The 25,750-nt window shown below is 60.8% G+C and carries 25 protein-coding genes; 8 read left to right on the plus strand and 17 right to left on the minus strand.

Annotated elements, in window-relative coordinates; all coding sequences use genetic code 11:
* The first annotated feature begins 1 nt into the window (after position 1).
* A complete protein-coding gene (locus ACIX9_RS06615) occupies positions 2-925 on the plus strand; it encodes an SDR family NAD(P)-dependent oxidoreductase (protein WP_013579707.1) in 924 nt (307 codons plus the stop codon).
* Positions 926-1,271: 346 nt separating this feature from the next.
* On the opposite strand, the gene ACIX9_RS06620 is transcribed toward ACIX9_RS06615, so the two are convergent.
* The gene (locus ACIX9_RS06620; protein ID WP_013579708.1) at positions 1,272-2,252 is read right to left on the minus strand and encodes an SDR family NAD(P)-dependent oxidoreductase; all 981 of its coding nucleotides are present in this window, start codon (positions 2,250-2,252) and stop codon (positions 1,272-1,274) included.
* Between the two features lie 116 nt (positions 2,253-2,368).
* On the opposite strand from ACIX9_RS06620, the gene ACIX9_RS06625 reads away from it, so the two are divergent.
* Entirely contained in the window at positions 2,369-2,959 is a 591-nt protein-coding gene (locus ACIX9_RS06625; protein ID WP_013579709.1) for a TetR/AcrR family transcriptional regulator, read from the plus strand.
* A gap of 105 nt (positions 2,960-3,064) precedes the next feature.
* Here the strand turns inward: ACIX9_RS06625 and groL are convergent, their stop codons facing one another.
* Entirely contained in the window at positions 3,065-4,738 is a 1,674-nt protein-coding gene (groL, locus tag ACIX9_RS06630) for a chaperonin GroEL (protein WP_013579710.1), read from the minus strand.
* Between the two features lie 122 nt (positions 4,739-4,860).
* On the minus strand, positions 4,861-5,160 hold the full coding sequence (locus tag ACIX9_RS06635) for a co-chaperone GroES (protein ID WP_013579711.1): 300 nt from the start codon (positions 5,158-5,160) through the stop codon (positions 4,861-4,863).
* Between the two features lie 220 nt (positions 5,161-5,380).
* Here ACIX9_RS06635 and ACIX9_RS06640 point away from each other — a divergent pair, with 220 nt between their 5' ends.
* Positions 5,381-5,998 (plus strand): carboxypeptidase-like regulatory domain-containing protein, encoded by a 618-nt coding sequence (locus ACIX9_RS06640; RefSeq protein WP_013579712.1) that lies wholly within the window; start codon positions 5,381-5,383, stop codon positions 5,996-5,998.
* Positions 5,999-6,033: 35 nt separating this feature from the next.
* A complete protein-coding gene (locus ACIX9_RS06645) occupies positions 6,034-6,753 on the plus strand; it encodes an SDR family NAD(P)-dependent oxidoreductase (protein WP_041596974.1) in 720 nt (239 codons plus the stop codon).
* Here ACIX9_RS06645 and ACIX9_RS06650 read toward each other — a convergent pair.
* From ACIX9_RS06650 to ACIX9_RS06660, 3 genes are read right to left on the minus strand one after another with little or no spacing between them, the layout of a single operon-like run.
* Positions 6,750-7,550 carry a tyrosine-protein phosphatase gene (locus tag ACIX9_RS06650; protein ID WP_013579714.1) on the minus strand — a complete coding sequence of 267 codons (801 nt, stop codon included), beginning with the start codon at positions 7,548-7,550 and terminating at the stop codon, positions 6,750-6,752. The genes ACIX9_RS06645 and ACIX9_RS06650 overlap by 4 nt on opposite strands.
* A 7-nt stretch (positions 7,551-7,557) precedes the next feature.
* On the minus strand, positions 7,558-8,256 hold the full coding sequence (gene purQ, locus ACIX9_RS06655) for a phosphoribosylformylglycinamidine synthase subunit PurQ (RefSeq protein WP_013579715.1): 699 nt from the start codon (positions 8,254-8,256) through the stop codon (positions 7,558-7,560).
* 49 nt (positions 8,257-8,305) lie between these two features.
* Complete coding sequence (locus ACIX9_RS06660) at positions 8,306-9,697, minus strand: alpha-amylase domain-containing protein (protein WP_013579716.1); 1,392 nt, start codon at positions 9,695-9,697, stop codon at positions 8,306-8,308.
* Positions 9,698-9,734: 37 nt separating this feature from the next.
* On the opposite strand from ACIX9_RS06660, the gene ACIX9_RS06665 reads away from it, so the two are divergent.
* Positions 9,735-10,235 carry an AI-2E family transporter gene (locus ACIX9_RS06665; protein ID WP_083808506.1) on the plus strand — a complete coding sequence of 167 codons (501 nt, stop codon included), beginning with the start codon at positions 9,735-9,737 and terminating at the stop codon, positions 10,233-10,235.
* Positions 10,236-10,385: 150 nt separating this feature from the next.
* On the plus strand, positions 10,386-10,586 hold the full coding sequence (locus ACIX9_RS06670; protein WP_013579717.1) for a cold-shock protein: 201 nt from the start codon (positions 10,386-10,388) through the stop codon (positions 10,584-10,586).
* A gap of 505 nt (positions 10,587-11,091) precedes the next feature.
* Here ACIX9_RS06670 and ACIX9_RS06675 read toward each other — a convergent pair.
* Genes ACIX9_RS06675 through ACIX9_RS06685 form a run of 4 tightly spaced genes read right to left on the minus strand, consistent with a single transcriptional unit; the run spans position 11,092 to position 14,784 of the window.
* Entirely contained in the window at positions 11,092-11,721 is a 630-nt protein-coding gene (locus tag ACIX9_RS06675; RefSeq protein WP_013579718.1) for a response regulator, read from the minus strand.
* The gene (locus ACIX9_RS26335; RefSeq protein WP_198152167.1) at positions 11,718-11,876 is read right to left on the minus strand and encodes a hypothetical protein; all 159 of its coding nucleotides are present in this window, start codon (positions 11,874-11,876) and stop codon (positions 11,718-11,720) included. Before ACIX9_RS26335 ends, ACIX9_RS06675 begins: the two co-directional genes overlap by 4 nt.
* A gap of 5 nt (positions 11,877-11,881) precedes the next feature.
* Positions 11,882-13,507: a sensor histidine kinase gene (locus ACIX9_RS06680; RefSeq protein ID WP_041596975.1), complete on the minus strand. Its 1,626-nt coding sequence runs from the start codon at positions 13,505-13,507 to the stop codon at positions 11,882-11,884.
* Positions 13,489-14,784: a ligand-binding sensor domain-containing protein gene (locus ACIX9_RS06685; RefSeq protein WP_198152168.1), complete on the minus strand. Its 1,296-nt coding sequence runs from the start codon at positions 14,782-14,784 to the stop codon at positions 13,489-13,491. Before ACIX9_RS06685 ends, ACIX9_RS06680 begins: the two co-directional genes overlap by 19 nt.
* Positions 14,785-15,036: 252 nt before the next feature.
* Here ACIX9_RS06685 and ACIX9_RS06690 point away from each other — a divergent pair, with 252 nt between their 5' ends.
* On the plus strand, positions 15,037-15,297 hold the full coding sequence (locus ACIX9_RS06690) for a hypothetical protein (protein ID WP_157477359.1): 261 nt from the start codon (positions 15,037-15,039) through the stop codon (positions 15,295-15,297).
* 148 nt (positions 15,298-15,445) lie between these two features.
* Here the strand turns inward: ACIX9_RS06690 and ACIX9_RS06695 are convergent, their stop codons facing one another.
* Together ACIX9_RS06695 and ACIX9_RS06700 are read right to left on the minus strand one after the other, a co-directional pair.
* Complete coding sequence (locus ACIX9_RS06695; protein ID WP_013579720.1) at positions 15,446-17,218, minus strand: ABC transporter permease; 1,773 nt, start codon at positions 17,216-17,218, stop codon at positions 15,446-15,448.
* On the minus strand, positions 17,215-18,561 hold the full coding sequence (locus ACIX9_RS06700; RefSeq protein ID WP_013579721.1) for an ABC transporter ATP-binding protein: 1,347 nt from the start codon (positions 18,559-18,561) through the stop codon (positions 17,215-17,217). Before ACIX9_RS06700 ends, ACIX9_RS06695 begins: the two co-directional genes overlap by 4 nt.
* Positions 18,562-18,738: 177 nt before the next feature.
* Between ACIX9_RS06700 and ACIX9_RS06705 the strand changes: the two genes are divergently transcribed.
* Complete coding sequence (locus ACIX9_RS06705) at positions 18,739-19,128, plus strand: response regulator (protein WP_013579722.1); 390 nt, start codon at positions 18,739-18,741, stop codon at positions 19,126-19,128.
* A 12-nt stretch (positions 19,129-19,140) separates the two neighbouring features.
* On the opposite strand, the gene ACIX9_RS06710 is transcribed toward ACIX9_RS06705, so the two are convergent.
* Genes ACIX9_RS06710 through ACIX9_RS06730 form a run of 5 tightly spaced genes read right to left on the minus strand, consistent with a single transcriptional unit; the run spans position 19,141 to position 25,544 of the window.
* Entirely contained in the window at positions 19,141-19,731 is a 591-nt protein-coding gene (locus ACIX9_RS06710) for an LbetaH domain-containing protein (RefSeq protein ID WP_013579723.1), read from the minus strand.
* 17 nt (positions 19,732-19,748) lie between these two features.
* Entirely contained in the window at positions 19,749-20,933 is a 1,185-nt protein-coding gene (locus tag ACIX9_RS06715) for a glycosyltransferase (protein WP_013579724.1), read from the minus strand.
* Positions 20,930-22,225, minus strand: coding sequence for a glycosyltransferase family 4 protein (locus ACIX9_RS06720; RefSeq protein ID WP_013579725.1), 1,296 nt, complete (start codon positions 22,223-22,225; stop codon positions 20,930-20,932). The genes ACIX9_RS06715 and ACIX9_RS06720 overlap by 4 nt, the downstream gene beginning before the upstream one ends.
* 32 nt (positions 22,226-22,257) lie before the next feature.
* A complete protein-coding gene (locus ACIX9_RS06725) occupies positions 22,258-23,238 on the minus strand; it encodes a polysaccharide biosynthesis/export family protein (protein ID WP_157477360.1) in 981 nt (326 codons plus the stop codon).
* Positions 23,239-23,282: 44 nt separating this feature from the next.
* Positions 23,283-25,544, minus strand: a complete 2,262-nt coding sequence (locus ACIX9_RS06730; protein ID WP_013579727.1) for a GumC family protein — start codon at positions 25,542-25,544, stop codon at positions 23,283-23,285.
* Positions 25,545-25,750: the final 206 nt, after the last annotated feature.

Genomic DNA, 25,750 nt, shown 5'->3' on the forward strand with positions numbered 1-25,750 from the left:
AATGCCGAAAATAAAGAGCAACACGGAGAGTAAGGCGTACGTCCTTACTGGACCAACTTCAGGCTCCGGCCGCGCAACCGCTCTCAACATGGTCAAGCTTGGCATACTGGTTCTCGTGGGCCGAAATGCCGCCAAGCTCGCTAAGACAAAGAAGGAAATCGAGCACCTGGGCGGACGGGCAGTATCGGTTGTCTGTGACTTCTCAGATCTGGCAAGTGTTCATCGCGCTGGAGCGGACATTGTTTCGCTTAATCTGTCGATCGTCGGCTTGCTCAACAACGCGGGAATCCAGAACCCGGACGTGACGAAGACCGGGGACGGCTGGGACAATACGTTTGTGACGAATCATCTTGGTCCGTTCCTCCTGACAGAAGTTTTACTGCCGCATCTTGAGGATGGTGCGAATGTACTCTTCGTCGGTTCGGCAACGGAAGACCCGGAGCGCAAGCTCGCGGTGCGGGCTGGCTTTCGTGGTGGCCGCTACCTTTCTGCCGAGGAAAGCTTGCATGGCAAGTGGGGGCCGGGCGGTTCGACCAAGCCAGGAATGGACGCTTATGCCACGTCGAAGCAGTGCAACATCGTCACGGCGATGGCGTTCGCACGCGAAAACCCGCGGCTGCGTATAAATGCAGTCGAGCCGGGCATCATGCTCGCCACGGGTCTGCATGACCACATGAATGTGCCCCGCAAAATACTGACCTCTGTACTCGTTCTGCTCTTGGTTCCGTTCGTAAAGGTCTTGAGCACACCCAAGCGAGCAGCTCGTGTGTTCACCAGGATACTAACTGATTCCTCTGGCCCGAGCGGTGTTTACTATGACGAAGGCGGCCATCCCATGCAGGGCTCAACGCTCGTCCGGGACCGCACATTTCAGGACCGCGTTGTCGCCGAGACCCGCGCGCTGCTGACGAAACTCCCGACATAGGAGGGCGAAGTGATGTCAGTTGCGCCACATACCGCCTAAGACGTTGTACGACTTTGCCGAAATAACTCTTAGGCGCATGTTTGCGTGAAAGAACGGGTCTGTGTTGGTGCAAAATCGCCGATGCACTCACTGACAGCCGATCACGACAAAGCGGTACGACTGGGTATACATCTTTCGCGCCTGCTCAGTTCGATTGCAGCAAGTACCCGCACCGCAATCTTCGGTTCAGACGCAGTCGGCGCTTGAGCCCCATCGCCACAAGACTCCAAACGCCAGTGTGCCCCACCCCATCCGTCAGGGAAGGGGCAGGGCGCACAGACCATTTCGTAAACCATCACGCGTACTGTTAAGCGAACGTCTCGCCCACCAGTCCCTCGCTCTTCGTCCAGAGCGCCTTCGCAGTCGCCGGATCGAGCGCATACCCGCGCACCCCGGTGCTGATCGCGCTCACCTGACGATCGGCAGGAAGGACCACTCCAACATGGCAGTCCTCGCAGTACCTCCCGCCAACCTCATCGGCTGCTGCCACCACGCCCGCCCAGACTGAGGTAGCCGCACCCTCAGGAATGGTCTTGAACTCGAACGGCGGCTCGCCCTCCGCGGCACGCTGCTCCTGCAACTGATCGATAAACGCCGCAATCGCACCATCAGGCATATGCCGCGCAAGCTCCGTATGAATCCCGCCCGGATGCACCGCCGCAGCCCGCACACCATGCTCGCGATGCCGCCGGTCGAACTCCACCGCAAACAGAATATTCGCCGTCTTCGACCGTCCATACGCCAGAAACGCGTCATACGCCGTCGTCTCGAAGTTCAGATCGTTCAAATCCACATCGCCAAAACGATGCCCGGAAGAAGACAGATTGACCAGCCGTCCACCCTCTCTGATAAGCCCCGCAATCCGGTTCACAAACACAAAGTGCCCCAGATGATTCGTCCCAAACTGCGTCTCGAAGCCGTCCGCAGTCTTGCCCTCCGGCGTAGCCATCACACCCGCATTCGCAATCACCACATCGAACGGCCGTCCATCGGCCACCAGCTTGTCCGCCGCGGCACGCACGCTCTTCAGGTCCGCCAGATCCAGCTCGATCAGCTCCAGGCTCCCGCCCGCCTCTGCCGCAGCTTTGCTGACCTCCGTGGTCGCACGCTTCGCCTTATCGAGATCCCGCGCCGCGCCCACCACATCCGCGCCATGCGCCGCCAGCGCACGCGCCGTCTCGATCCCCAGCCCGGCTGAAACGCCCGTCACCAGGATCCGTTTCCCCTTCAGGTCCACGCCCGCAAGAACCTCATCCGTTGTCGACTTCGCACCAAACTGAACTGCCATCTCACACTCTCCTGTTTCAAACCTTTGACACACGGCGCAAGCCGCGATAAAACGGAGTCAATCTCCGTTACGCAGATGAGATTACCGGAGACTGTCTCCGGTTGCAAATATCTTCGATGAAAAAACCACTCCCCACATCTCCGGCCGAGCCCCCCGCCCGCAAACCCCGCGCCGACGCCCAGCGCAACCGCGCCCTTATCCTTGACGTCGCCAGGGAGGTCTTCACCCGGAGCGGCGGAAACGCCAGCATGGACGAGATTGCCAGGAGCGCCAGGATCGGCCCCGGCACCCTCTATCGCCACTTTCCCACCCGCGACGACCTCCTCTCGGCCGTCTACATCACCGAGGTTGAAAAGCTCGCTGAAGCCCAGAAGAAGCTCTCAGCCGAGCTCCCACCCATCGAAGCCCTGCGTGCCTGGCTGCTCGTCTTCATCGACTACATCGCCACAAAAAAGATCATCGCCTCCGCGCTCGATGCGATGGCTGGCGGCCCATCCCGCGTCTTTCAGCAAGGCGGCCAGATCATGGAAGACGCCGCCAAAGCCCTCGCCACCCGAGCCGTAGCCACCCACGATCTTCGCCCCGACGTTGACCTCATGGATATGCTCCGAGCCATCTACGGCATCGCCTTCGCAGGCAACACGGACGACTGGCCCGCCAAGGCACGCATGTTCGTGGACATCCTCCTCCAGGGCTCGCGCCCCTAGGCGAAGTTATGGTGAAACACCACGATTTGTGGTAAAAAGAACAGCCTTGCATCGTGGATGCAAGGCTGTGAATAGTTGCTGCAAGTTGTTGTGTTGCAGGGACTTTTAGTACATGCCGTCCATACCGCCACCACCATGGTTATGTCCACCGCCCGCAGCCTCTTTTTTCTCCGGAATCTCGGAGATCATGGCTTCGGTGGTGAGCATCAGGCCCGAGATCGAAGCTGCATTCTGCAGCGCCGTCCGCGTAACCTTTGTAGGATCAATGACTCCCGCGGCAACCAGATCCTCGTAGGCGCCAGTTCCGGCGTTGTAGCCGAAGTTGGAATCCTTCGATTCATTGATCTTCCCGATCACCACAGCACCCTCTTCACCAGCATTCGAAACGATCATCCGCAACGGCTCTTCAATCGCCCGGCGAATGATGGAAGCACCAATCTTTTCATCACCTTCCAGCGTTTTGATGAGCGCATCGACAGCTGCGGAACAGCGAATCAAAGCCACTCCGCCGCCCGGGACGATGCCTTCTTCGACAGCCGCGCGCGTAGCATGCATCGCATCCTCAACACGAGCCTTCTTTTCCTTCATCTCAGTCTCGGTAGCCGCGCCAACCTTGATGACTGCAACGCCGCCAACCAGCTTGGCCAGGCGCTCCTGCAGCTTCTCACGGTCGTAATCGGAGGTGGTCTTCTCGACCTGTGCGCGAATCTCCTTCACGCGACCCTCGATCTTGGAGTTCTCGCCGCCGCCATCCACGATCGTGGTGTTATCCTTGTCGATCGTGACGCGCTTGGCAGTTCCCAGATCCTCGATCTTGACGCCCTCAAGCTTGATGCCGAGGTCTTCCGTGATCGCCTTGCCTCCCGTGAGGGTTGCAATGTCTTCGAGCATCGCCTTGCGACGATCGCCGAAGCCAGGAGCCTTCACTGCAGCCACGTTCAGCGTGCCACGCAGCTTGTTGACCACGAGGGTCGCAAGCGCTTCGCCGTCAACATCCTCAGCAATGATGACGAGGGGCTTGGCGGTGCGGGCAATCTGCTCGAGCAGGGGGAGCAGGTCCTTCATGGACGAGATCTTCTTCTCGTAGATGAGGATGTAGGGGTTCTCAAGAGCAACTTCCATGCGCTCGGCATCGGTGACGAAGTAAGGGGAGAGGTAGCCGCGATCGAACTGCATGCCCTCAACCACATCCAACTGGGTCTCCATGGTGCGCGACTCTTCAACGGTGATGACGCCGTCCTTGCCAACCTTGTTCATGGCTGCGGCAATGATGGTGCCGATCTGAGCGTCGGAGTTGGCCGAGATGGTTCCGACCTGTGCAATCATGTCGCCCGAGACAGGCTTCGAGAATGCGCTGAGAGCGCCGCCCTGAACAACGCCATGCTCATCGCGCTTGCCGATGATGGCCTCGACAGCCTTGTCGATGCCGCGCTTGAGCGCCATCGGGTTTGCACCGGCAGCAACGGTCTTTACGCCCTCGCGGTAGATGGCCTGGGCCAGAACCGTCGCGGTCGTGGTGCCGTCGCCGGCAACGTCAGAGGTCTTGGAGGCGACCTCACGCACCATCTGCGCGCCCATGTTCTCAAGCGCGTTCTCGAGCTCGATCTCCTTGGCAACGGTGACGCCGTCCTTGGTGATGGTCGGGGAACCGAACTTCTTCTCGATGACGACGTTGCGGCCCTTGGGTCCAAGGGTTACCTTGACCGCATTGGCGAGGATGTTTACGCCGCGCAGGATAGCCTGGCGGGAATCTTCTCCGTGCAGAATCTGTTTTGCCATGATGCTTTGCTCCATGTGCCGGTCTAAACCGGCAAGATGTTTGTAATGTTTCTTAGGTGTGGCTCAGGAGCTGGAAGCTTCCAAAGCGCACACGGCGAAGCCGTCCAAGACGGTGCGAAGCACTACTTGGAGACGATTCCGAGGACTTCTTCTTCGCGCATGATGAGCAGCTCTTCGCCGTCGAGCTTGATCTCGGTACCGGAGTACTTGCCGAAAAGAATGGTGTCGCCAGCCTTGACATCGAGCGGGAAGACCTTGCCTTCGTCGTTCGACTTACCCTTGCCAACCGAAACAACCTCACCCTGCTGCGGCTTTTCCTTGGCCGAATCCGGGATGATGATGCCGCCACGCATGGTTTCGCCCTCTTCGGTGCGACGGACGAGAATACGATCGTGAAGCGGAGTAAATGACGTTGTTGCCATGCTTTAAATCTCCTTGGTCAAGCTTGAACTTCAGGTGTAGATCGGGCAGATGCAAGCGGGTTAGCACTCGAGCCCTTCGATTGCTAAAGATAGACTTGGGGAGGGAGCATGTCAACCGCACAACGTGAAATGTGAGTGAACTTCGCGCAACTCTGGAAAACGGGGTTGGTTTGGGCCGGCAGGTCGACCGCAAGAGTTTGTACAGCGTAAAATCCCACTCATGCTGTTTCATCGATACGCAACCTGTACGTTTGCCTTAACGCTCGCGCTTTCAGCGCTCGCTCCAGTAGCTCACGGGCAAGATAATGCACGCCGCGGACGTAAGTACAAAGCCCCTCCGGCGACCTCGCACATTGAGGTTCAGGTCACAAAAGGTTCGAACCAGAAGCCAGTTGCAAATGCTGCCGTCATCTTCCATTCGATCAAAGATGGCAAGGACGAAGGCAATCTCGAAGTCAAGACCAACGAGGAAGGCACCGCGATCATCGATATCATTCCGACGGGCTCCAACGTCGATGTGCAGGTGATTGCGGATGGTTTGGCTACGTTCGCTCAGCAGTACGTGGTCAACGAGCCAACGCGGCAGATTGCGGTGACGATGTTGCCGCCGCGTGCGCAGATCTCTACCTACGTCGATAACTCAGGCAAAGCCTCTGAGCGTGGCTGGGGGGTACAGGAGCCGGCGAAGCCTTCGACTCCTTCGGTCATCCAGACTCCCAAGCCGACGAACCATACGAGCGATCCAAATCCTATATCGCCGGTTTCGCCGAATGCGACTCCTGGAAATACGCAGAACGGCACACCTGGGAATCCATCCGGAGTTCCTCCTCAACTGTGAGTCAGTTTGCCGCTTCATCTCAACAAACTTCGAAGTTGCTTGCAGGCAAGTCCGTGCTCGTCACCGGTGCCGCCAAGCGGATTGGCCGTGCGATCGCTCTGACGCTGGCGCAGGCAGGGGCGGATGTTGCGATCACCTATCGCGCCTCTGCGGCTGAAGCCGATGAGACTGTTGCGGAGCTCGCCGGTCTGGGAGTGAAGGCGACCACCTGGCAGTGTGATCTGAACAACCCGGAAGACATCAAGGATGCTGTTACATCGGTGATTGCAGCTCACGGACGGCTCGATCTGCTGGTGAACAATGCCGGGACATTCGCTTCGGCGGCGCTTGAATCGATCACGCCTGGCGAGTGGGATGCGATGTTCGCTGCGAATACGCGCGGACCATTTTTGATGGCGCAGGCTGCTTTCCCGCACCTACGCGAGAGCCAGGGACGCATCATCAACATTGGGTCCCTGGGTGGGCTAGAGCCGTGGTCGACCCATGCGCACTACTGCACATCCAAAGCCGCCCTGCACATGCTGTCGCAGACGATGGCGAAGGCTTGGGCACCCGAGATCAGTGTGAACTGCATTGCGCCGGGGATGATCGTGCAAGGGGAGGTAGGCGCGGCCTACCAGCACTTTGCGGATCGCACTCCGATGAAGCGCAATGGAACCTCAGCGGATGTGGCTGCGGCTGCGCTCTTCTTTGCGACGGGCCCGCACTTCATCACGGGGCAGTTGCTGGCTGTGGATGGTGGGTTAGGGCTTTAGCTCTTCACGGAGTCTAGGATGCGCCGCCACCAGGGGGTGTCTTTGAACTCCTCGTAGAGGCCAAGCGGCTCCGCCTGAGCTTCAAAGCGAGTTCCATCGAAGACGGCTCGGGGATTGGTCTCGACCAGGCTGTCCGCGTATTCACTGCCGTACTTCCGTGCGACCAGGTCCCGGGCTTCGCTGAGACGGGGTGGACGGGAGCTGACGTTGTGGGCGTCCGTGGCGAGGAAGTGGACCCAGCGGCGGGAGAGGAGGGTGTGGGCCATCTTCTCGGCGTCTTTGCCCATCTTGCCGGTGACGGAGTCGCCCGTGACCTGCACCAGGACGCCGCCGCGCATCCATTCGGCAAGCCGGGGAAGGTCGCTCTGCAGCGTAGGATTGCGCTCGGGATGGGTCAGGACTGGGGTCAGTCCGACCAGTTGCAGCTCGTAGAAGGTCTCGTTGAGGCCGCGCGGAACGCCGTAGTCCGGGATCTCGACCATCAGGTAGCCGAGGCCGTTGACGCTGAACTTGGTTGGGTTTTCCTTGGCCTCGAGGATGTTGTCGTAGGAGAGATGGAAGTCGCATCCCAGACCGACCTTGAGCTTGATTCCGTCTGCGTCCAGCCTGGCTTGTAGCTGGGCGGCCTTGGCGGCGTTCACCATGGGATCGAAGTTGAACTTGCCGTTGGCGTGGGGGGTGCAGACGATCTCGGTGACGCCATCGGCGGCTGAGGCCTTGGCCATGGCCACGGAGGTCTCGAAGTCCTTGGCGCCGTCGTCCAGGCCCCACAGAAGATGATGATGGATGTCTACCATAGCTCGCCTAGGATACTCCGGCCATTGACTGGGCGATGGACTTGAAGATGCTGAGGCCGTCGGCGGAGCCAAGGAGTGCTTCGCTGGAGCGGTCCGGGTGAGGCATCATGCCGAGGACATTGCGGCCCTCGCTGAGGATGCCGGCGATGTTCTCGAGCGAGCCGTTGGCGTTGTGCTCGGCTTCGGTTGAGCCGTCTACGCTGGCGTAGCGGAAGGCGATGCGGTCATTTTTCTTGAGTTGAGAGAGCGTCTCGGCATCGCAGAAGTAGTTGCCTTCCATATGACCCACCGGCATGCGGACGACCTGGCCCTTCTTCAGGCCATGGGTGAAGGGGGAGTCGGCCGTCTCCGTGCGGAGGTGGACCTGCTTGCAGAGGTAGTGCTGGGCGGCGTTGCGCATGAGGGCGCCGGGGAGGAGGCCGGACTCGCACAGGATCTGGAAGCCATTGCAGATGCCAAGGACGAGGCCACCGGAGTCGGCGAAGCGCTTGACCGGCTGCATGATGGGGGCGAAGCTGGCGATGGCGCCAGTGCGGAGGTAGTCGCCATAGGCGAAGCCGCCGGGGACGAGGATGACGTCGCAGCCCTGGAGGTCGGTGGACTCGTGCCAGAGCATCGTGGTCTCAGCGCCGAGGACGTTGGCCGCTACGTTGTAGGTATCGTGATCGCAGTTGGAACCAGGGAAGACCAGCACGCCAAATTTCATGAGTTAAGCCTAGCAGAGGATGACCACCGAGGTGGCCATCCTCTGCGCTCTAAACTCCGGCGATTGCCTCATCCTTGTTCGCGTCGTCTGCGATGGGGACGTAGATGCAGTAGCCCCGGGGTGGGGCGGGGAACTCGCAGTTGCCTTCGGCGTCGGTGCGGCGCTCGTCGGGGTGGGCGACCTCCCCGTACAGGCCGTGGCCGTCCCATGCGATGGGGACCATGCGCTGGTTGCACCACTTTGTCTTGACCGAGGTGCCGGACCACTTGTCGCCCAGGTTGTTGAGGACGTAGACGAGGCCGGGTTGGTCGGTCTTGTCATCCTTCCAGCCGACGCGCTGCATGATGTAGAGGTCGGGGTCGGCGTGGAGGATCTGGGAGTCGCCCCCGGCGTACTTGTGGTGGGCTTCGATGAGGGCGTTAATGCCGTTGGGGGTGAAGGGGCGGGCAAGGCCGTTGTTGTAGTAGTCGAACCAGAAGATGCAGGGGTAGCCCTCATGGACCATGATGAAGGAGTAGGCCATGAGCTTATCGTTCTGGATGATGTCTTCGCCCATGTCGTGGTTGTCGACGAAGGTGGCGGCGTGGGCGGGGCGGGCCATGACGACGGATCCGTCGCGGGTGAGGTTGCGGAGGTCGTAGTTGGGTTGGTCGCACACGGCCTTGAGCTGGTAGCGCAGGGGGAAGTCGAAGGCGGCGATCTGGTTGTCGGTGACGCTGTTGGCCTTGTCGAGCCACATGTCGATGTCGTCACCGCCGGACCATAGCTCACAGACGACATAGGGCATGAACTCCTTCATGTCCTTCTTCTCATACTGGTATTTCGAGAGGAGGCTGATCATCCAGCTTCCGTAGCCCTTGACGAAGTCGAAGCGGAAGCCGTCGAAGTCGAGATCTTCGATGATGAGTCGGGCGTAGTCGAACATTGCTTTGTAGACCGACGGGTTCCGGTGGCAGAGATGGGGGAAGCCGGCGAAGTGCTCGCCCTCCACCATGGTGCGTTCGAAGCGGCTGGGGTGGAAGGAGTTCCAGTCGCGGGGGAAGATGCCGCTGGCCGGGTTGAACTTGGTCCAGCGCTTTTCGCCGTCGAGGGGGTTGACCTCCTCCTCGTCTGCGCCGGAGTTGTGGTTGATGACCATGTCGGCGTAGACGCCGACCGAGTTGGCGTGGGCCTTGGTGATGAGGGCTTCGAGCTCAGCGCGGTTGCCGTACCAGGTCTTGGTGCCGCCCTTCTGGTCGAAGTCTCCGAGGTCGAAGAAGTCGTATGGGTCGTAGCCCATGGAGGTATTGCTGGAGCCCTTGTTGATGGGTGGGAGCCAGAGGGCGTTGATGCCGGCTTTGCCCAGGTCTTCTACGCGCTCCGCGATGAAGTTCCAGAAGTCGTGTTCGCGGTTTTCGAGCTTCGGCGCATCCCAATAGAAGGCCTGCATCATGACTGCCATGTGTGTTGTTCTCCAAGCGGGTCTGATGCCGCATCGAATGAGCAGGTTGGAGCGGAGGTGCGTGATGGATTTGATGGATCGACCGATTGGCGCTTCTTTTAGAACCGCGGGTGGGGCGCTCGCCGGGTGGTGGCGGGCGGTGACGCTCGATGCTTTGATTGTGGGTGTGTTGTGGTTGATTGGGCTCGAGATTCTGCGGGTTCCGTGGGCTCCTTTCTGGGCGCTGCTGGGTGGAGTGTTTCAGTTTGTGCCGGGCATCGGGGGGATGCTGGCGGTGGCGGGGCCGGCGATCGCGACCGCGCTGTCCGATGGCGGCGATACGCTGTTCCGGCTTTGCATGGTGCTGGGGCTGTATGGGGTGATCGCGATCCTGGAGGGTCTGGTGATCAGTCCGTACATTCTGCACCGGACGACGCTGGTGCCGTGGTGGGCGTCGTTTCTGGGGCCGATTCTGCTGGGGATCATCATTCCTCCTTGGGGTGTTTTGATTGCTCCGCCGTTGCTGGCGGTGGTGTTTGCGTTCCGGCGACGGGAATAAAGTTACGGGTGAAATTCTTTAGTAACCAACTTGCGTCCTATTCGTGTTAGGCTTAGAGCTGTCGGTAGAACAGATTGGTTTCTGTACGGGCTGTATTGTTGGACCCCGATTTGGTCGAGCGTCAATTTCGTAACAAGAAGGTAGCAAACAATGGAACAGGGAACAGTGAAGTGGTTTAACGACGCCAAGGGTTTTGGGTTCATCAGCCGTCAGAACGGCGAAGATGTTTTCGCGCACTACTCGGCAATCACCTCGAGCGGCTTCAAGAGCCTGCAAGAGGGTCAGGCTGTCCAGTTCAACGTGGTCAAGGGACCCAAGGGCTGGCAGGCTGCGGACATCCAGCCTCTGTAAGCTTCAACCAGATTCATCGAACAGGGACAGCCTTCGGGCTGTCCCTGTTCTTTTTGCCTCTGTGAAGAAGTACTCCCCCCTCCCCCCCTTCTAATTCAAAGTCTTCAAAACAATCGAGTTAGGTCTGGACTTCGGTTTGAAGTAATCGCAAAGTCCCTGGAATCAAGGGTGGGCTCCTGTAAAGTCTTGTTTTGATTCGGGTTAGTGGATTTTCTTTAAGCAAACTGCGGGTTCGTCCACTGCGCCGCCGAATGACAAAATGAAAAGCATGTGTTGGGATTCGACAATCACGACGGTGTTTCGTCCGGGTCAGCTCTTTGTTTTTATGCTTACTAATAGCCTAGCAGACTGAGTTGGGTAAATACCCCAACTATTTTTTGCTTGTAAGTTGAACATTTCAGGCTAGTTGTGGGATTTTTTGCAGCGTGGGGGGCTTGACAAGTCCGTTTTCGGTTGTTTCTTGCGAAAATAGTTGTAAGTAATTGCTCTGTAAAGGTTTAGCGGATCACATTTCAATGTAGCCGCGCCGTATTGCGATCACAACTGCGTCGGTGCGGTCGCTGGCGTCCAACTTGGACAGGATGCTCTTCAGGTGGTTCTTCACCGTATGCTCCGAGATGTTCAGGTCTCCCGCGACGATTTTGTTTGATTTGCCACGGGACACCTCCTGCAGCACTTCAAGCTCGCGTGGGCTGACGGCGTCTTCCATGGCATACTCGGCGATCTGCTGGGCCAGCTCCGGCGGCATTCTTCGCCTTCCTGCGTGGACGACGCGGATGGTATCGATCAGTTCTGTACGGAGGAGATTTTTCAAGAGGTATCCGGTCGCGCCGGCCTGAAACGCACGCATGACCTGAACATCGCCTGCCGAGGAGGTCAGTACGACGAACCGGGAGATGGGGAAGTCGGTCCGGATGCGGCGGATGGCCTCGATCCCGCCGATTCCGGGCATGCGAAGGTCCATGAGGGTCACGTCCGGGCGATGCAGCTTGAATGCGGCGATGGCTTCTTCTCCGTCGCTGGCTTCGGCGACGACACGCATATCGGGCTGCCCATTGATTTCACCCGCGATGCCGGATCGCATCAGGGGGTGATCGTCGACGACAAGAATGCGGAGGATGGGTGCGAGCGTCATAGGCCTCCTCCGCGTGTGGCGGTCAATGGCTTTTTGAGCGGTTTTTTTCCTGCGTATGCGATCTTTGCGGGCACTGCGACCTCGATCTCCGTGCCCTGGCCCTGCTTGCTCCAGAGGCTGTAACGCGCGCCGATGCGTTCGGCTCTTTCATTCATGCCGATCAATCCGAGGTGCCCGGGCGCCGTCCCTGGCGGATTACGGTTTCATCGATGCCTTGTCCGTCGTCTCGAATCCTCATCTTGAGGAATTCCTTTTCGTAGAGGACCTCCACCTCAACGGCGTCGGCGTTGGCATGTTTGAAGGCGTTCTGGACGGCCTCCTGTCCGATGCGCAGGAGTTCGGTTCCACAGACGGGGTGAAGCCGCCTGACCTGACCGACCGCGATCACCTTGTAGGCGGGTCCGATCGAACCGGCCGGTCGGTGATAGCTTCGAGCAAGATCCTCGGCGAGGCTTGCGATGACGGCATCGTCGGCGTGGAGGTCGAGGACGAGCTCCCGCCCTTCTGCCATGACCTGGTCTGAGAGCTGCAGGGCCTCCATGAAGACCTGTCTGGCGGGCTCCTTCGCCGGCAGCATGGCTGTCGCGGTGTTGAAGCGGAGGAAGAGGCCCTGAATGCCCTGAAAGAAGGTGTCGTGGAGATCGCGGGCGATGCGTTCGCGCTCCGCCAATCGCTCAACGAGTCTCTGCCTGATCTGCGTGGTTACCATGCGGATGCGAAGCAGATAGAGCGCCGAAAGAAGGCCCGCGAGCGCGAGGAAGCAGAGGAGCTTGAACCAGACACTTTGCAGAAAAATGGGGGGGAGATAGAAGTCACAGCGTGCGGCGGTTGGACTCCAGACTCCGTCGTTGTTGCTGGCGGTGACGAGGAAGGCATAGCGACCGGGCGGAAGGTGGGTGTAGTAGGCCTGACGGCGGGTTCCTACGTCCTGCCAGTCTCGATCGAAACCCTGCAGCTTGTAACGAAAGTGCACGCGTTCCGGGATGAGCAGGCTGGTGGCGGTGTAGTTGATCTGCAGGTTTTCCGAGCCCTTCTGCAGTTGCAGCGAAGAGGGATCTTCGGTGATGTGGCCGTCGCTGCCGGCGGAGCGAATGAAGATTCCGGGCGGGATCTGATTCTTCTGAAGATTGGATGGGTCGAGCGAGACGAGACTTTGGCGACCGAGAAAATAGAGGCGACCGTTGGACGGGTGGGCGATCGTTGAAGCCTGAAAGCGGATGTTGGGGCTTTCGAAGTTGCCATCAAGATAGTCGAAGATGGAGGGATGGATGCGGGGCTTGTCTTCGCTTAGAGCGCCTTGCATCTCTGCGGCGGTCACCCTGAGAATTCTGCGGTCACAGCTGAACCAGACGTCTCCGTCCGATGTCTCTGCCACGCCTGTGACGCCGGCGATCGGCGAGTCATCCTGAAAGGCGATTCTGCGGAAGCGGCCTTTGGAAAAGTAGTCCAGGTTCTCCGTACCACCGATCCAGATGTGATCTCCGCTTTCGGTCAGCAGGGTGACGCCACCGCTGTCAATGCCTTGCTGATGATCGAAGGAGCGAACTTTGCCGTCTTCGATCACGAAGATGCGTGACGAGCCGGTGGCGATCCAGACCCTTCCTGCGCGGTCTGCCATCATGCTGGTGGCAGAGAAGCTGGGGATGGTATCGAGGCCGTGAAAGCGGCTCCAGACGCCGTGGTTGAAGGTGTAGATTTTGTCCGGCCCGTGGGCTGGAATGGAGATCCAGAGAGTGCCGGTCCGGTCCATGGTGATGGCGCGAATCTTCAGGTCGCCCGCGGGCACGTCCGGGGGCCCTCCACGGGGGTCAGGGTTGTGCCGTTGAGGCGCGCGAGCTTGCCGCCGGTGTTGATCCAGACGGTGCCGGAGGGATCGCGATAGATCTGATGGATGCCGGCGGTGAGCAGCGGGGCGGGGATCAGTTCTGTTCCGCGTGAGGTCGTACGAGCCAGCGGCGTGAGCGAGGAGAAGCCCGCCCCGGTAAGTACGCTGGTCCCTTCGTCAACGAGGAAGGAGTGCTGAAGGTCTGGGGGGAGCGCCACGGTGGTCAGGGCGGTCTTTCTGAACTGGTCGAGGCCGTTGGGGGTGAGCGCCCAGATGCTGCCCTCGCGGTCTACGGTGAGGGCGTAGACGAAGTCGGCGGTGAGGCCGTCGGTCTTTTGCATGGATTGCAATGCGCCGGGCGGTAGTGGACTGTTTCGGTAGGAATCGATGTCACGGATACGCCAGATGCCATCATGCGCGCCGAACCAGAGAGCGCCGTCGGGCGTGTGGGTGATGGACGAGATGTTTTCCTTCAGGAGCTGTTTGCCGAGGGTCCATGAGTCATCCGGCCTGCGTGTCACGGGGAACAGGCCGACCTTGTCCTGGGAGAGCCAGCCTGTGTCCGGGCCGGTGAGGTCGAGCTTTCCGTTGGGGAGGCCGGTGGGCTGAAAGTGGCGGGATCCTTTGGGGAGGACGTAGTAGGTCTTGCTGTCATCGACCCAGAGATCACCGCTTGGAGTGAGTTTGAGATGGGCGACGCGGCTGATGGTTTGTCCCCAGGACTCGTCTACGCGAGACCATTGTTTGCCGTCGAACCGGAAGAGCCCGATGGCGGATGCTCCCCAGATGACGCCATCGCTGTCCTGAGTGAGGACGAAGATGGTCTCCGAGAAGGCGGGGGTGGCGGGGTAGTTGGTGACGGTGCCTGCGTGGAGAAAGCTGACGCCTCCGAACCGATACGCGATCCAGAGGCCGCCATCCGCGGTTGCGGTCAGGCCTGTGATGGGCCCATCCTTTAGAAGCTTTTGTCCATTGGTGGGGACGTATTTTGTAAAGGCGATGCCATCGAAACGATAAAGACCAGTTTCAGCGGCGAGCCAGAGGAAGCCGTCGGGGGTCTGCTTTGCCTGCCATAGGACGGGTGGGACTCCCTCTCGTACGGTCCAGGAGTTGTGATAGATATCGTCAAACGGCGCCGGGGGTGTGGAGGCTGGCTGCGCGGATGATGGGACGCACGCACAGAGGAGGGCGAGCATGGCCAGCTTTTGAGCTATCCGAATTAGGAGAAGGCTCGGCATTGGGAGATTGGAGATTGAACGGGGGACGGGGACGGATTCAGTGTAGTCCGCGATGGGCTGCGAGTCGTGGCTCGAAAGGGCTATTCGTGCGTGGGGCAGAGGAGTTTGTTCGCCGAGGGGCGGTACTCTAAGCTCGTTTTGGTGCAGAGACTTTTTTCATCTTTTCCCGCAGGAACGGCCGGAGTGGCGCTCATCCTTTTGAGAGTGTGTCTGGCGGGTTCACTGCTGTGTGCTTTGTTGTCGCGGGGTGGGGTGCCGGTTTCCCCTGGGCTTTGGGTGGTGGGAGGCGTGCTGGGACTTGGGGTGCTGGCGGGAGCGATGCTGCCGTTGTGCTGCATCGCAGTGCTGGGGCTGCAGCTTTTACTGGCGCGGATTACGGGGTGGCCCGGCCTGATGCCGGTGCTGGTGGATATGCTGCAGGCGCTGGCGCTGGCGTTCCTGGGAGCGGGGGCTTTCTCGGTTGACGCGTTGCTGTATGGGCGGCGTGTGGTGATTCTTCGGAACGGACGGTAGTTTACGAGGAGCCGATCCGAGTGGACGGCCATGCGGTTACAACGGCGCTGCGAGTGGGAACGATGAGGTTAGAAGCTGCGTTAGAGCAGCACCCAGGCCCCTCCGTGATCCATGAGTGCGATGTGGTGTGGCTCCTGGGCCTACTCGGCTATGCGCCCAGGCGGTAGCGGGTTTCTGCAAGGCGGAAGAGGGGACGCCAGACCAGGCGGTTGGTGGTGACGACCATGAGGGAGATCATGACGGTGCCGAGGAGGAGGATGGGGAACTGGCCTTGCTCGGTGGCGTTGGAGATCATGGCTCCGAGGCCTACGGTCTGGAGGGTCTGGTTGTTGAGGCGGAAGTACTCGGCGATGATGCTGGCGTTCCAGGCGCCGCCGGAGGCGGTGACCATGCCGGTGATCAGGAAAGGGAAGATGCCGGGGAGGATGACGGTCTTCCAGCGTTGCAGGGTGCTGAAGTGGAAGAGGGTGGCGACCTCTTTGAGGTCGGTGGGGATGGCGAGGGCTCCGGCGATGACGTTGAAGAGGATGTACCACTGGGTGCCGAGGAGCATGAGGGCGATCGACCCGATGCCCAAGCCGCCGCCGATGCGGACGAGGGCGAGGAGGATGACGGGGAAGAGCGCTGTCGCGGGAACAGAGGCGGCGATCTGGGCGAGGGGTTGGGCGATGCGGGCGAGGCGTGGGTGGAAGCCGATGGCGACGCCGACGGGGATCGTCCAGGCTGCGGCGAGGGCGAGCGATAGATTAACTCGGCCGAAGGTTGCGGCTGCTCCTTTGAGGAGTTCCAGATACTGCGAGCGCTGGAGAGGGCTGATGAGGATGAGGGTCTGGCGGGCTAGATAGAGGACGACAACCGCGGCTATGGCGATGAGAGCGTAGGCGAGGAGGTTGGCGGACTTTGACGGTGCGGCGGGTGGGCGGCCTTCCTGGCGCTTGAGGATGGCGATGCGGCGTTCTGCGTAGCGGGTGTAGACGTACTCGGTGAGTGGCTCTGTGGTGTGTTCTTTCAATGCGGTGAGGGCGTTGGATTGGGTGAGGAGCGCGAGGATGGGGGAGGCGACGCGCTTGGAGGATTCGACCTGCTCGAATTTGAACTTGTCGCTCCAGGCGATGAGCGGCCGCCAGAGGAGCTGGTCGGTGGCGACTATGATGGCGACCATGGTGAAGAGGCCCCAGGCGATGGCGTGGCCGTTGCCCTGGTCTGCGGCGGTCTGAAGATAGGAGCCTAGGCCGGGGAGGCGGAAGTCCTGGGAGCGGAAGTGGAACATCTCGCATGCCATGAGGAAGAACCATGCGCCGGCGACGGACATGATGGAGTTCCAGAGGAGGCCGATGGCGGCGTAGGGGAGCTCAAGCTGGACGAGTCGCTGGAAGGGCGAGTAGCGATAGACGCGGGTGGCTTCGATGAGCTCGCGTGGGATGGATTTGAGGGAGGAGTAGAACGAGAACGCCATGTTCCAGACTGCGCCGGTGAAGATAAGGACGATGGCTCCGAGCTCGACGCCGAGGTGGCGGGTGGGGAAGAGGCCGACCATGGCGAGCATGACGCCGGGCAGGAAGCTGAGGACGGGGATCGATTGAAGGATATCGAGCACGGCGATCATGAAGGGCTCGATGCGGGTGTTGTAGGCGGCGGTGTAGCCGTAGGCGATGGCGAAGGCTAGGCTTAGCAGATACGCGAGGCCGATGCGGACGACGGAGTAGAAGGCGTAGGCGGGGAGCGCTCTGGGGCTGAGCGAGACGACCATCTGGGTGTTGGGCGGGCCGGCCCAGAACTTGGCGATGAGGACGATGCAGTAAAAGACAGCGAGGCCGATGACCGCGACGGCGAGGTCCATGACGAAGGGCCAGGAACGGCGAAGGACCTGGGAGCGCGCGAGGGTTTCGCGGGTGGGAAGGTTGGTGGGCAGTGAGATCACTCGCCGGACTCCGTATCGACGGTGGCAAGCTCTTCTGGTGCGGGATGAAGGCGCTCCGGCTGCATGAAGCGATGGCGTGCGGCGTCGAAGTCGAAGAGCTCTGCGTAGCGGCCCCAGGAGATGGCGGTTTCAAGCTGGCGGAGGGTCTCTTCTTCGCTGAACTGCTCGTCCAGGACGTCGTGGAAGAACTCTTCTGCGACCTCGCCGTCGCTCTTGGTTTCGAGCGCCCGGACGATCTGGCGGAGGAGCAGGACGTTATCGACGGCGGCGGTGCGGAAGAGCTCTTTCTGGCGGAGGATCTCTGAGTTGGCGAACTCGGTGCCGGTGGGGGTGATGGCGGCGTCGCCTTCATTGACGGTGAGGAAGCCGAGAAGCTGGGCAGCATCGACGATGGGGAGGAGGTCGTCGATCTCGAAGGCGAGGTCGTCGGCGAGCTTGTAGATATCGTCCTTGCCTTCGTGGTCGATGAGGATCTCAAGCAGGCCGGCGATGCCGCCGGGGCGGGCGTGGGGGAGCATCTGGTAGGTGCGGCGGGCGTCGCGGTCGCCGGCGGCGTTAGGGAGCTGGGGGGTGGGGGCGTCGGGCTGGGTGAGGACCTTATAGATGTAGTCGACGAGCTGGGTGAAGGCGACGGCCTTGCGGTTGCGCGGGTGGGTGAGGGTGACCTTGAAGTCGGTGCGGACACGGCCGGGGTTGCGACCAAGAACGATGATGCGGTCGGCGAGGAGGACAGCCTCTTCAATGTTGTGGGTGACGATGAAGATGGCCTGGGTGGGGAGGGTTTTGTTCTGCCAGAGTTCGAGGAGTTCTGAGCGGAGGTTCTCTGCGGTCAGGACGTCGAGGGCGGAGAAGGGCTCGTCCATGAAGAGGACTTCGGGTTCTACGACGAGGGCCCGGGCGAAGCCGACGCGCTGGCGCATGCCGCCGGAGAGTTCCTTGGGGTAGGCGGCCTGGAAGCCGTCGAGGCCGACGGTGTCCAGCATCTTGAGGGAGCGCTTGCGGCGCTCGTCGGCGTTCATGCCACGGGCTTTGAGGACGGCCTCTACATTTTCCTGGACGGTGAGCCAGGGGAAGAGGGCGAAGGACTGGAAGACGATGGAGACGTTGACGTCCGTGGAGGCGATGGGTTTTTCATGCCAGAAGACCTGGCCGGCCGAGGGCGCGGAGAGGCCGGTGAGCATGCGCATCAGCGTGGATTTGCCGGAGCCGGAGGGGCCGAGGAGCGCGACGATCTCACCTTTGACGATGGAAAGGTCCGTGGGGGCGATGACCTGGATGCGGTTTTCGCTTGGCTGGGCGTAGTATTTCTCCACGCGTTCCGCGCGGATGAGAACTTCCGGCATGGTTCAGGGTCTCTACGATCTGTGATGATTTTTGCCGGTCGGCACTGTCGGCTTCCCGACCACTCCGTGCAGCCTATCATTACTTTGCTGATATAACGGTAAAGCAGGCCTGTGCTACGGTTTCGGGCTACACTGGACGCTACACTGATTCAAGGAACACATTGGGGAAAAACACGTATGTCAGATTCAGCAACTGCAGTCACTTCAAAACCGAAGGTTCTCGTCGCCGATGATGAGCAGGTGATCGCCAACACGCTCGCCATCATCCTCAACCAGGCCGGGTTTGAAGCACGTGCGGTTTACAGCGGAGAGAAGGCGATCGAGAGCCTCGACACCTTTGAGCCGGACATGCTTATCTCAGACGTCATCATGACCGGGATGACCGGGATTGAGGCTGCGATTGCGACGCGCGCGAAGCGTCCGAACTGCAAGATTCTGCTGTTCTCCGGACAGGCCGCTACGGCGGATCTGCTGGAGAAGGCTCGGGCCCAGGGACATGAGTTTGAGATTCTCGCCAAGCCGGTCCATCCGACCGATCTTCTGGCTAAGCTTCGGCGCCAGTCGTAAGCCTTCTCATTATCAGGCGTGGCGCTGGCGGTCTTTGATCCTGACCGCCGGCGACCCGCCATAGACGGTCCACGGATCGAGCGATCTGGTCGCGACGGAAGCCAGCCCCAAGACAGCACCTTCCCCTACCTTGACGCCAGGCGCGACACACGCCCGGGCGCAGATCCACGCGTAGGCCCCGATTTCCATTTCGTATGCGAGCAGGGGGAAGGCCTTGTCGTCGAAGTCGTGCGTGGCACCGCAGAGGTACGCGCCCTGCGAGAGGATGGCGTGGGAGCCGAAGCGCATGGGGGCAGGGTTATAGATCTCCACACCGTCACCGGCAGCGACTCCGTCCGCGCAGATGAGGTTCCAAGGGGAGTGGACCTTGGAGGCGGGATAGAAGTGGCAGTGCGGGCCCATGGTCGCGCCGAAGAGGCGCAGCAGCATCGTGCGCCAGGCGTGGAAGGGGCGCGGTGAGATGCGGTAGAAGAGCAGCCAGCAGATGTTCCAGACCAGGCGACGCAGGCGGTTGCCCAGCGAAAAGGCCGGGCGCAGGTAGGGGTCGGCCGCCGTCTCCGGCGAGATGTGCTCTGCGGCGTTGTAGTAGCTCTGCTTTGCCATGCTCTCCTGCGCTTGTTCTACGGCCTGGATGCCGGTGCGGCGGCATCGTCAAAGAGGGTGATGATGGTGACGGCGTTCGTATGCATATCGTACCGCCGGCTAAAGCAGTCCAGAGCTTTGCGCTCCATCTCCGCGCGTTCCGGGAGGGACATGGCGATCCAACGCTCAAGGAGGCGGTCTGTACCGGCCTGGGTATCGGTCTCCATCAGGCCTGCGCCGTCTGCGGCGATCTCCGGGGCGATGTTGACCTTGTCCGCGAGCAGCACGGCGCGTCCGCATGCCATGGCCTCCGCGACCGCGATGCCGAAGTTCTCCTGGTGCGAGGGCAGGATGAAGACCTCAGAGGCGAACAGCGAACCCCACTTGACCTCACCCTTCAGCATGCCGGGCCAGTGGACGCGGTCGCTGAGGCCTGCGGCGGCGACCGTCGCCTGGAGCTCTGCGCTCCAGCCTTGCTGATCCGGGCCGGCCATGACCAGGTGGAGCTCGGGGTCGGTGGCTGCGAGTCTGACGAACGACTCGATGAGCATGTCGCAGCCCTTCTTGCGATGAATCCTGCCCAGGAAGAGGACGAAACGCTTTCCGCGCAGTTCGGGGAACTGGGTATAGAAGGCGTCTTTGAGGAGGGCACCATCGGCTGGCGGCCTGCTTGCGCCGAGGGGCACGATGAAGCCGTTCCAGTCATGCAGCCAGAAGCTTTCCTCCGCCAGTTGGCTCTCTTCCGTCGTCGTGAAGAGGACACGGTATGCGCCTTTGAGGACCCAGTACTCGCTCAGGAGCCAGTAGACCCACTTCTTCAGGTGCTTCAGCGGGTAGCGGCGCTTGAAGTAGGGGTCCAGCATTCCGTGAGGGAAGACCACGTAGGGTTTGCGGCCACGGACGGCGCGCCATGCGGCGAAGCTGATGTAGCGCCAGAGACCGTTGACGACGACTCCGTCGAAGCGGTCGCGATTGGCGGCGAGCCACTGGTCCAGCTTGCGGCTGTATCCGAGCGAGGTCTTTCCTTTGCCGAGCGCATGGACGGGAAACGGATAGGTCTTGAGGAAGGGTGCGTCCGGCTCGTCCAGCGTGACGGCCTCTCCGATGTAGTTGGCGGGGCCGAAGGTGATGAGCGCTCGGACTGACTCCGTAGGGCCGCCGGCGGCAGGGTCGAGCGTCTCGATCACATGGAGGATGCGTTTTGTGGTGGGCGCTTCGCTCACGCTTGGTCACCGCTGGATGTGGCAGCGTCGACTCCCGCGAGGCGCTTTCTGGCGACGTGCTGGAGGGCCTGTTTGAGGCCCACGATGTCCTGCTCGAAGCTCCAGTTTTCGATGCGCTCCAACGCCCGCTGGCCCATCTCAGTTGCTGTCTGCGGAGTTGCAAAGGTGAGGCGCAGCGCCTGCTCCAGGGCATCGATGTCACGGACGGGGTAGACGAAGCCTTCGACTCCATCGGTCACGAGGTCTGGGTGGCAGCCGCAGTCGTCCGTGATGATGACCGGGCAGGCAGCGTTCATGATCTCGTTCACGATGAGGCCCCAGGGCTCATGACGGGAGGGAAGGACGAAGACGTCGGCGAGATCGAAGAAGCGGGGCAACTCCGATTGATTGCGAAAGCCGCAGAAGCGGATGCTACTGAGGCCGGTGGCCGCGGCCTGGGCTTCCAGGGCGGCGCGTTCTTCTCCATCGCCGACGAGTACGAGGTAGGGCTCAGGCTCGGTGCCGGGTGCAGGGGCAAGCCGCGCATAGGCCTCGATGAGGTCGTCGCAGTGCTTGCGCGTCTGCATCTTGGAGGCGAAGAGAATGACGGGTCGTTTTGGGTCGAGGCCAAGCTCGGTCTGCAGCTCGGATCTGGTCGCGGCGGCTTCATGGCAGCGAGCCTGCCACCATGCGTTGTCGACCGCGTAGGGCAGGAGGAAGAGCGGAAAGTCCTCGCCCATGTAATGCTGCCAGTACTCGCGGTTCATGGTGCCGGTGACCAGCACGCCGGCTACGAGGCTGCGGAGTCCGGCGAAGAAAGCCTTCTTCGCCAGCAGCTTTGCGCCGCCGCGCGGGCGATCGCGCAGGGACGAGTCGGAGCGCACCAGCACTGGAATACCGAGAGCCTTGGCTGCCAGGAGACCGTGCATCTGGTTGACGGTCGCGTAGCCATGAACCCACAACGCGTCAAAGCGTGCGCTGCCGTCTGCGTTGGTCAGCCGCGTCACGAGTCCGTGGCTGATCGGCGTGAAGACCCCTTCCGTACCCTTGTCGCGCAGGACGGGAAGGAACTCGTGGCGATAGCCGTCGAGCAGCGGAATATCCCAGGTGACGTCTACCCCAAAGCCTTCGTCGCGGTAGCCTTTGACGGAGAAGTCGGAGCCGAAGAAGACGGTGAGTTCGATTCCGGGTTCGGCGGCGATCCGGCGCAGCAGAGGGGCTTGATATTGAATCGGGTGGCTGACCAGGTAGGCCAGCCGCACAGCCGTTCGAGGCCTAGGGGGACTGCCGTCCAGGTTGGAAGAAGAGCTCATGCTGTGTCTCGAACCGCCTGCCGAAGCAGACACTAGTTATTACGCTGAAGCGCGAAGATGAACAGAGAAGCGATGCTGGCGGCGGTGCCGATGCCATTCGACTTCAAAGCTGCTTTCAGCGGTGCCGACGGCAGGAAGACGATATCGTTTGCTTCCAGGACTGGATCAGGATTTTTCCCCAGAAGGACGCGTTTGATATCGACCTTGACGAGTTTGCGCTCCAGCCCGACGGTGCGGATGATGCGCAAGTCGTCATACTTACCTTCAAAACCCACGCCACCGCTGAGTGCAGTCAGTTGCATCAGCGTAAGGGGAGAGTTCTGATCCAGCGGGATGGCCCCCTGCTTGGCAAAGGCGCCGACGACGTAGACCACGCCAACCCGCGAGATGATGATCGTATCTCGAGGCACGATGGGGATGTTCCCGGCCGCGCTCTGGCTCGGATCGGTTCCAAGATCCACGATGATGGGCTTGTCCGCGCCTACCCGCAAAACGGTGATGATGTGGCTGGCGTTGACGGGCAGCGTGCCTGCCACAGCCAGCACATCCAGCAGACGCCGGCTGCCGGAGAGCGGCACGATGGCATGCATCTCGCCGGAGACGGTTGCGGTCTGGCCGGAGGCCTCTGTCACCTGCACCGTAACCTGAGGATTGACGTACATGCCTGCTGCGATCAGCTTCTGGGCGATCAGAGTCTCAGCGTCATTGACGCTCAGGCCCTTGACTGTAACAACGCCGATGAGCGGGAGTTGCAGGGTTCCGTCGATGCTCACTCTGGTCGGGACGGAAAAGTCAGGTGAACCGAAGATCCGCACCTGGACGAGGTCGCCCGAATTGATGACGAGGTCGCTCTGATTCGGATTGAGCACAGCCGGGTCAGCGGTGGGGACAGGAATGACGTTCGCGGTGGAAGGCACATGGACTGCAGGGCCGCTGAACTGTGCAGAAAGCTGGCCCGGGCAGAGCAGGAGAACCGTTGCCGCCACGAACAAGCCGGCGAGGGGAGTGTGCATTGCTTTGGACCTATCTGTCATATCGGTCCCATAAGGCATCAGGTTCATCGGTCGTCCCTCTTCCGTGTCTTGCCGGACTCGCTCTTGGCATCCCAGCCCGCAGTGTCCAGGCTGGAGTAGGAGTAGCCAGAGTAGCCGTAATAACCGTAGTACTCCGGAGAGTTGAGATCCACCGCGTTGAGCACGATACCTGCGATGGGTGCGCCGGAGCGCACCAGAAGGTCTCGTGCGCGGCGAACGACGTGCTTGCTCGATTTGCCGTGGCGAACGACCAGCACACATACATCGACTTGGCGCGAGAGAATGATGCCGTCTGTCACGGAGAGGATCGGCGGCGAGTCGATGACGATGTGCGTGTAGATTTCGCTGGCATGACGGATCAACTCGGCCATTGAGGCGGAGCTCAGCATCTCGGTGGGGAAGGGAGGGACGGGGCCGCTGGCGAGAATGTCCAGGGTCGGAACTTCCTTCAGGGTCTGGACCGAGTTCTCCAGCGTCGTCTGACCGCTGAGGATGGTGCTGAGGCCGAGCTTGCCGTTCAACCCGAAGCGGTGATGGACGTTGGGGCGGCGAAGGTCGGCGTCGATCAGCAGGGTACGGGTGCCACCCTGCGCCAGGATGACGGCAAGATTGCTGGCTGCCGTCGTCTTGCCTTCAGAGGGAGTGGCGCTGGTGAAGAGCAGAAGCCTGGGCTCCTTGCCCGTGCTGGCGAGCAGCAGAGCCGTACGCAGGGAGCGGAACGCCTCCGTAAACTGGCTCTTGGGCTGGGTCAGCACATTGATATTGCGTTCCACGGTAGACATTGCGGCGAGCTGTTCCGGAGTCGCCCGGCGCGCGCGGGGGATGATGGAGAGCGAAGGAAGTTCGGTGATCGCTTCAATCTCTGCCACGCTGCGTAGGCCGGTATCAAGGCTTTCGAGCAGGAAGGCGAGCAGCGTTCCGAGCACCAACGAAACAGCAAAGTAGGTGAGAATGATCGTCGATTGCGGGGTTGACTGCGGATCGGACGGCGGCACAGCCTGGTCGATGATATCGATCTCGGAGGACTCAAGCCCAGCCTCAACGCCGGCGGTGCGCAGCTTCTGCAGCAAGCCTTCATAGAGCGTCCGGTTGGATTCAAACTCACGCAGACGCAGGGTGTACTCGACCTGCGCGTCCCGCAGGCTGTAGGCGTCCTGCTTCTCGGCTTCCAGAGCCGCGGTCGTCTGGGTCTCGTTTGCCTTGGCGATCAGGTATGTTTCCTTCGCCTGGGTCAGCAGCCGGTTTTGTTCAGCCTCAACCGCATGCTGAAACTCGTCGATCTGTGCTCTGGCGGCCTTGACCTGAGGATGATTGGGGCCCAGGGTTGCGGTCAGTTCGGCATAGGTCGCTCGCGCTGTTGCAAGATTGCTGCGCAGATTCGCAAGCCCATTGGTCGCTCCGCCCGTTGTGGCGGTCGTGCCCGCGTCGATCGATCCCTCGATCGCGTTCGGGTCCATCCCGTTCAGCATCCGATAGCGCGATTCCGCGATGATCCGTGCCAGCTTCGCCGTCCCGGAAGCCTTGGCGAGATCTTCCAGCGAGGAGGCGATCTGGTTGTGCGTGGAATCGAAGCCCAGCGTGCCGAGCTTCTTGCCCAGGTCAAGTACCTGCTCCTGCGAGGTCTCCACCTGACGCTTCAGGTCATCCAACTGGCCGGACAGCCACTGGGAGACGCGCTTGGTGGAATCGAACCGGGTCTCATAGCTGCGCTGCTGGTAGTCGGCAATGACCTTGTTGACCACATCGGCCGAAAGCTTCGGGTCAAGGCTGCTGTATGCGATCCGGATAATGTCGGTCTTGGGGACCAGCGTGACCTTCAGGTTCTTCTGCAGGATGCCGACGATCGTCTGGCGTACCCGCGGATCTTCCATGCTGCTATGCGGGATGGGACCTTTGACACTCAGAAACGTGGGATTGTTGGCAAGGTTCATCTCCTTGGCCACGGTGGTCAGCAGGGTATCGCTGGTGATGATTGCGATTTCGCTCATCATCTTCTGCTGGGGGTCGTCACCGAGACCAGAAAATGGGCTTAATTTGAACTGGTTGGAGGCACCGGTGTTCACCTCGAGCCGGCCATACGCTTCATACGGCTTGATCTGGGTGACGGACTTGTAAAAGCCGAACAGCGTGCCCAGAACGACCGCAATGATCAGGACCATACGACGCTTGCGGAGCGTGATCAGCGCCTCGGAAAGAGTCGTGTCGTTGGAAGGCGCTACAAACGTAGGTTGCTGCGCCTGGGACATGCCTGGCCCAGGATTGCTGTAGGGATTATCCGAACTCATTTGAACTTAGTCTAACTGACAGACTCGGACAATGCGAACGTAAACCACCTGCTTGCAAGGACTAACCTGATACCGTGGTTCTACCAGGAAGCGCACTTGCAGGAAGTGTCTCTCATGGCACAGACCAGCACTTTTCGCCAGCTCCCGCAGGGCAAAATCAGCGAGAAAGCGGCGCGGTGGCAATCGCTGGGACGATGCCAGCAGCA

This window comes from Granulicella tundricola MP5ACTX9, from assembly GCF_000178975.2.
GTDB classification, from domain to species: Bacteria; Acidobacteriota; Terriglobia; order Terriglobales; family Acidobacteriaceae; genus Edaphobacter; species Edaphobacter tundricola.

Coding starts and splice junctions, on each gene's coding strand:
- ACIX9_RS06720 (WP_013579725.1), bottom strand. CDS start 22,225: ATGAGCTCTTCTTCCAACCTGGACGGCAGTCCCCCTAGGCCTCGAACG.
- ACIX9_RS06725 (WP_157477360.1), bottom strand. CDS start 23,238: ATGCACACTCCCCTCGCCGGCTTGTTCGTGGCGGCAACGGTTCTCCTG.
- ACIX9_RS06685 (WP_198152168.1), bottom strand. CDS start 14,784: ATGCCGAGCCTTCTCCTAATTCGGATAGCTCAAAAGCTGGCCATGCTC.
- ACIX9_RS06640 (WP_013579712.1), top strand. CDS start 5,381: ATGCTGTTTCATCGATACGCAACCTGTACGTTTGCCTTAACGCTCGCG.
- ACIX9_RS06650 (WP_013579714.1), bottom strand. CDS start 7,550: ATGGTAGACATCCATCATCATCTTCTGTGGGGCCTGGACGACGGCGCC.
- ACIX9_RS06675 (WP_013579718.1), bottom strand. CDS start 11,721: ATGACGCTCGCACCCATCCTCCGCATTCTTGTCGTCGACGATCACCCC.
- ACIX9_RS06665 (WP_083808506.1), top strand. CDS start 9,735: ATGAGCAGGTTGGAGCGGAGGTGCGTGATGGATTTGATGGATCGACCG.
- purQ (WP_013579715.1), bottom strand. CDS start 8,256: ATGAAATTTGGCGTGCTGGTCTTCCCTGGTTCCAACTGCGATCACGAT.
- ACIX9_RS06710 (WP_013579723.1), bottom strand. CDS start 19,731: ATGGCAAAGCAGAGCTACTACAACGCCGCAGAGCACATCTCGCCGGAG.
- groL (WP_013579710.1), bottom strand. CDS start 4,738: ATGGCAAAACAGATTCTGCACGGAGAAGATTCCCGCCAGGCTATCCTG.
- ACIX9_RS06635 (WP_013579711.1), bottom strand. CDS start 5,160: ATGGCAACAACGTCATTTACTCCGCTTCACGATCGTATTCTCGTCCGT.
- ACIX9_RS06705 (WP_013579722.1), top strand. CDS start 18,739: ATGTCAGATTCAGCAACTGCAGTCACTTCAAAACCGAAGGTTCTCGTC.
- ACIX9_RS06625 (WP_013579709.1), top strand. CDS start 2,369: ATGAAAAAACCACTCCCCACATCTCCGGCCGAGCCCCCCGCCCGCAAA.
- ACIX9_RS06700 (WP_013579721.1), bottom strand. CDS start 18,561: ATGCCGGAAGTTCTCATCCGCGCGGAACGCGTGGAGAAATACTACGCC.
- ACIX9_RS06670 (WP_013579717.1), top strand. CDS start 10,386: ATGGAACAGGGAACAGTGAAGTGGTTTAACGACGCCAAGGGTTTTGGG.
- ACIX9_RS06660 (WP_013579716.1), bottom strand. CDS start 9,697: ATGGCAGTCATGATGCAGGCCTTCTATTGGGATGCGCCGAAGCTCGAA.
- ACIX9_RS06620 (WP_013579708.1), bottom strand. CDS start 2,252: ATGGCAGTTCAGTTTGGTGCGAAGTCGACAACGGATGAGGTTCTTGCG.
- ACIX9_RS06730 (WP_013579727.1), bottom strand. CDS start 25,544: ATGAGTTCGGATAATCCCTACAGCAATCCTGGGCCAGGCATGTCCCAG.
- ACIX9_RS26335 (WP_198152167.1), bottom strand. CDS start 11,876: ATGAATGAAAGAGCCGAACGCATCGGCGCGCGTTACAGCCTCTGGAGC.
- ACIX9_RS06615 (WP_013579707.1), top strand. CDS start 2: ATGCCGAAAATAAAGAGCAACACGGAGAGTAAGGCGTACGTCCTTACT.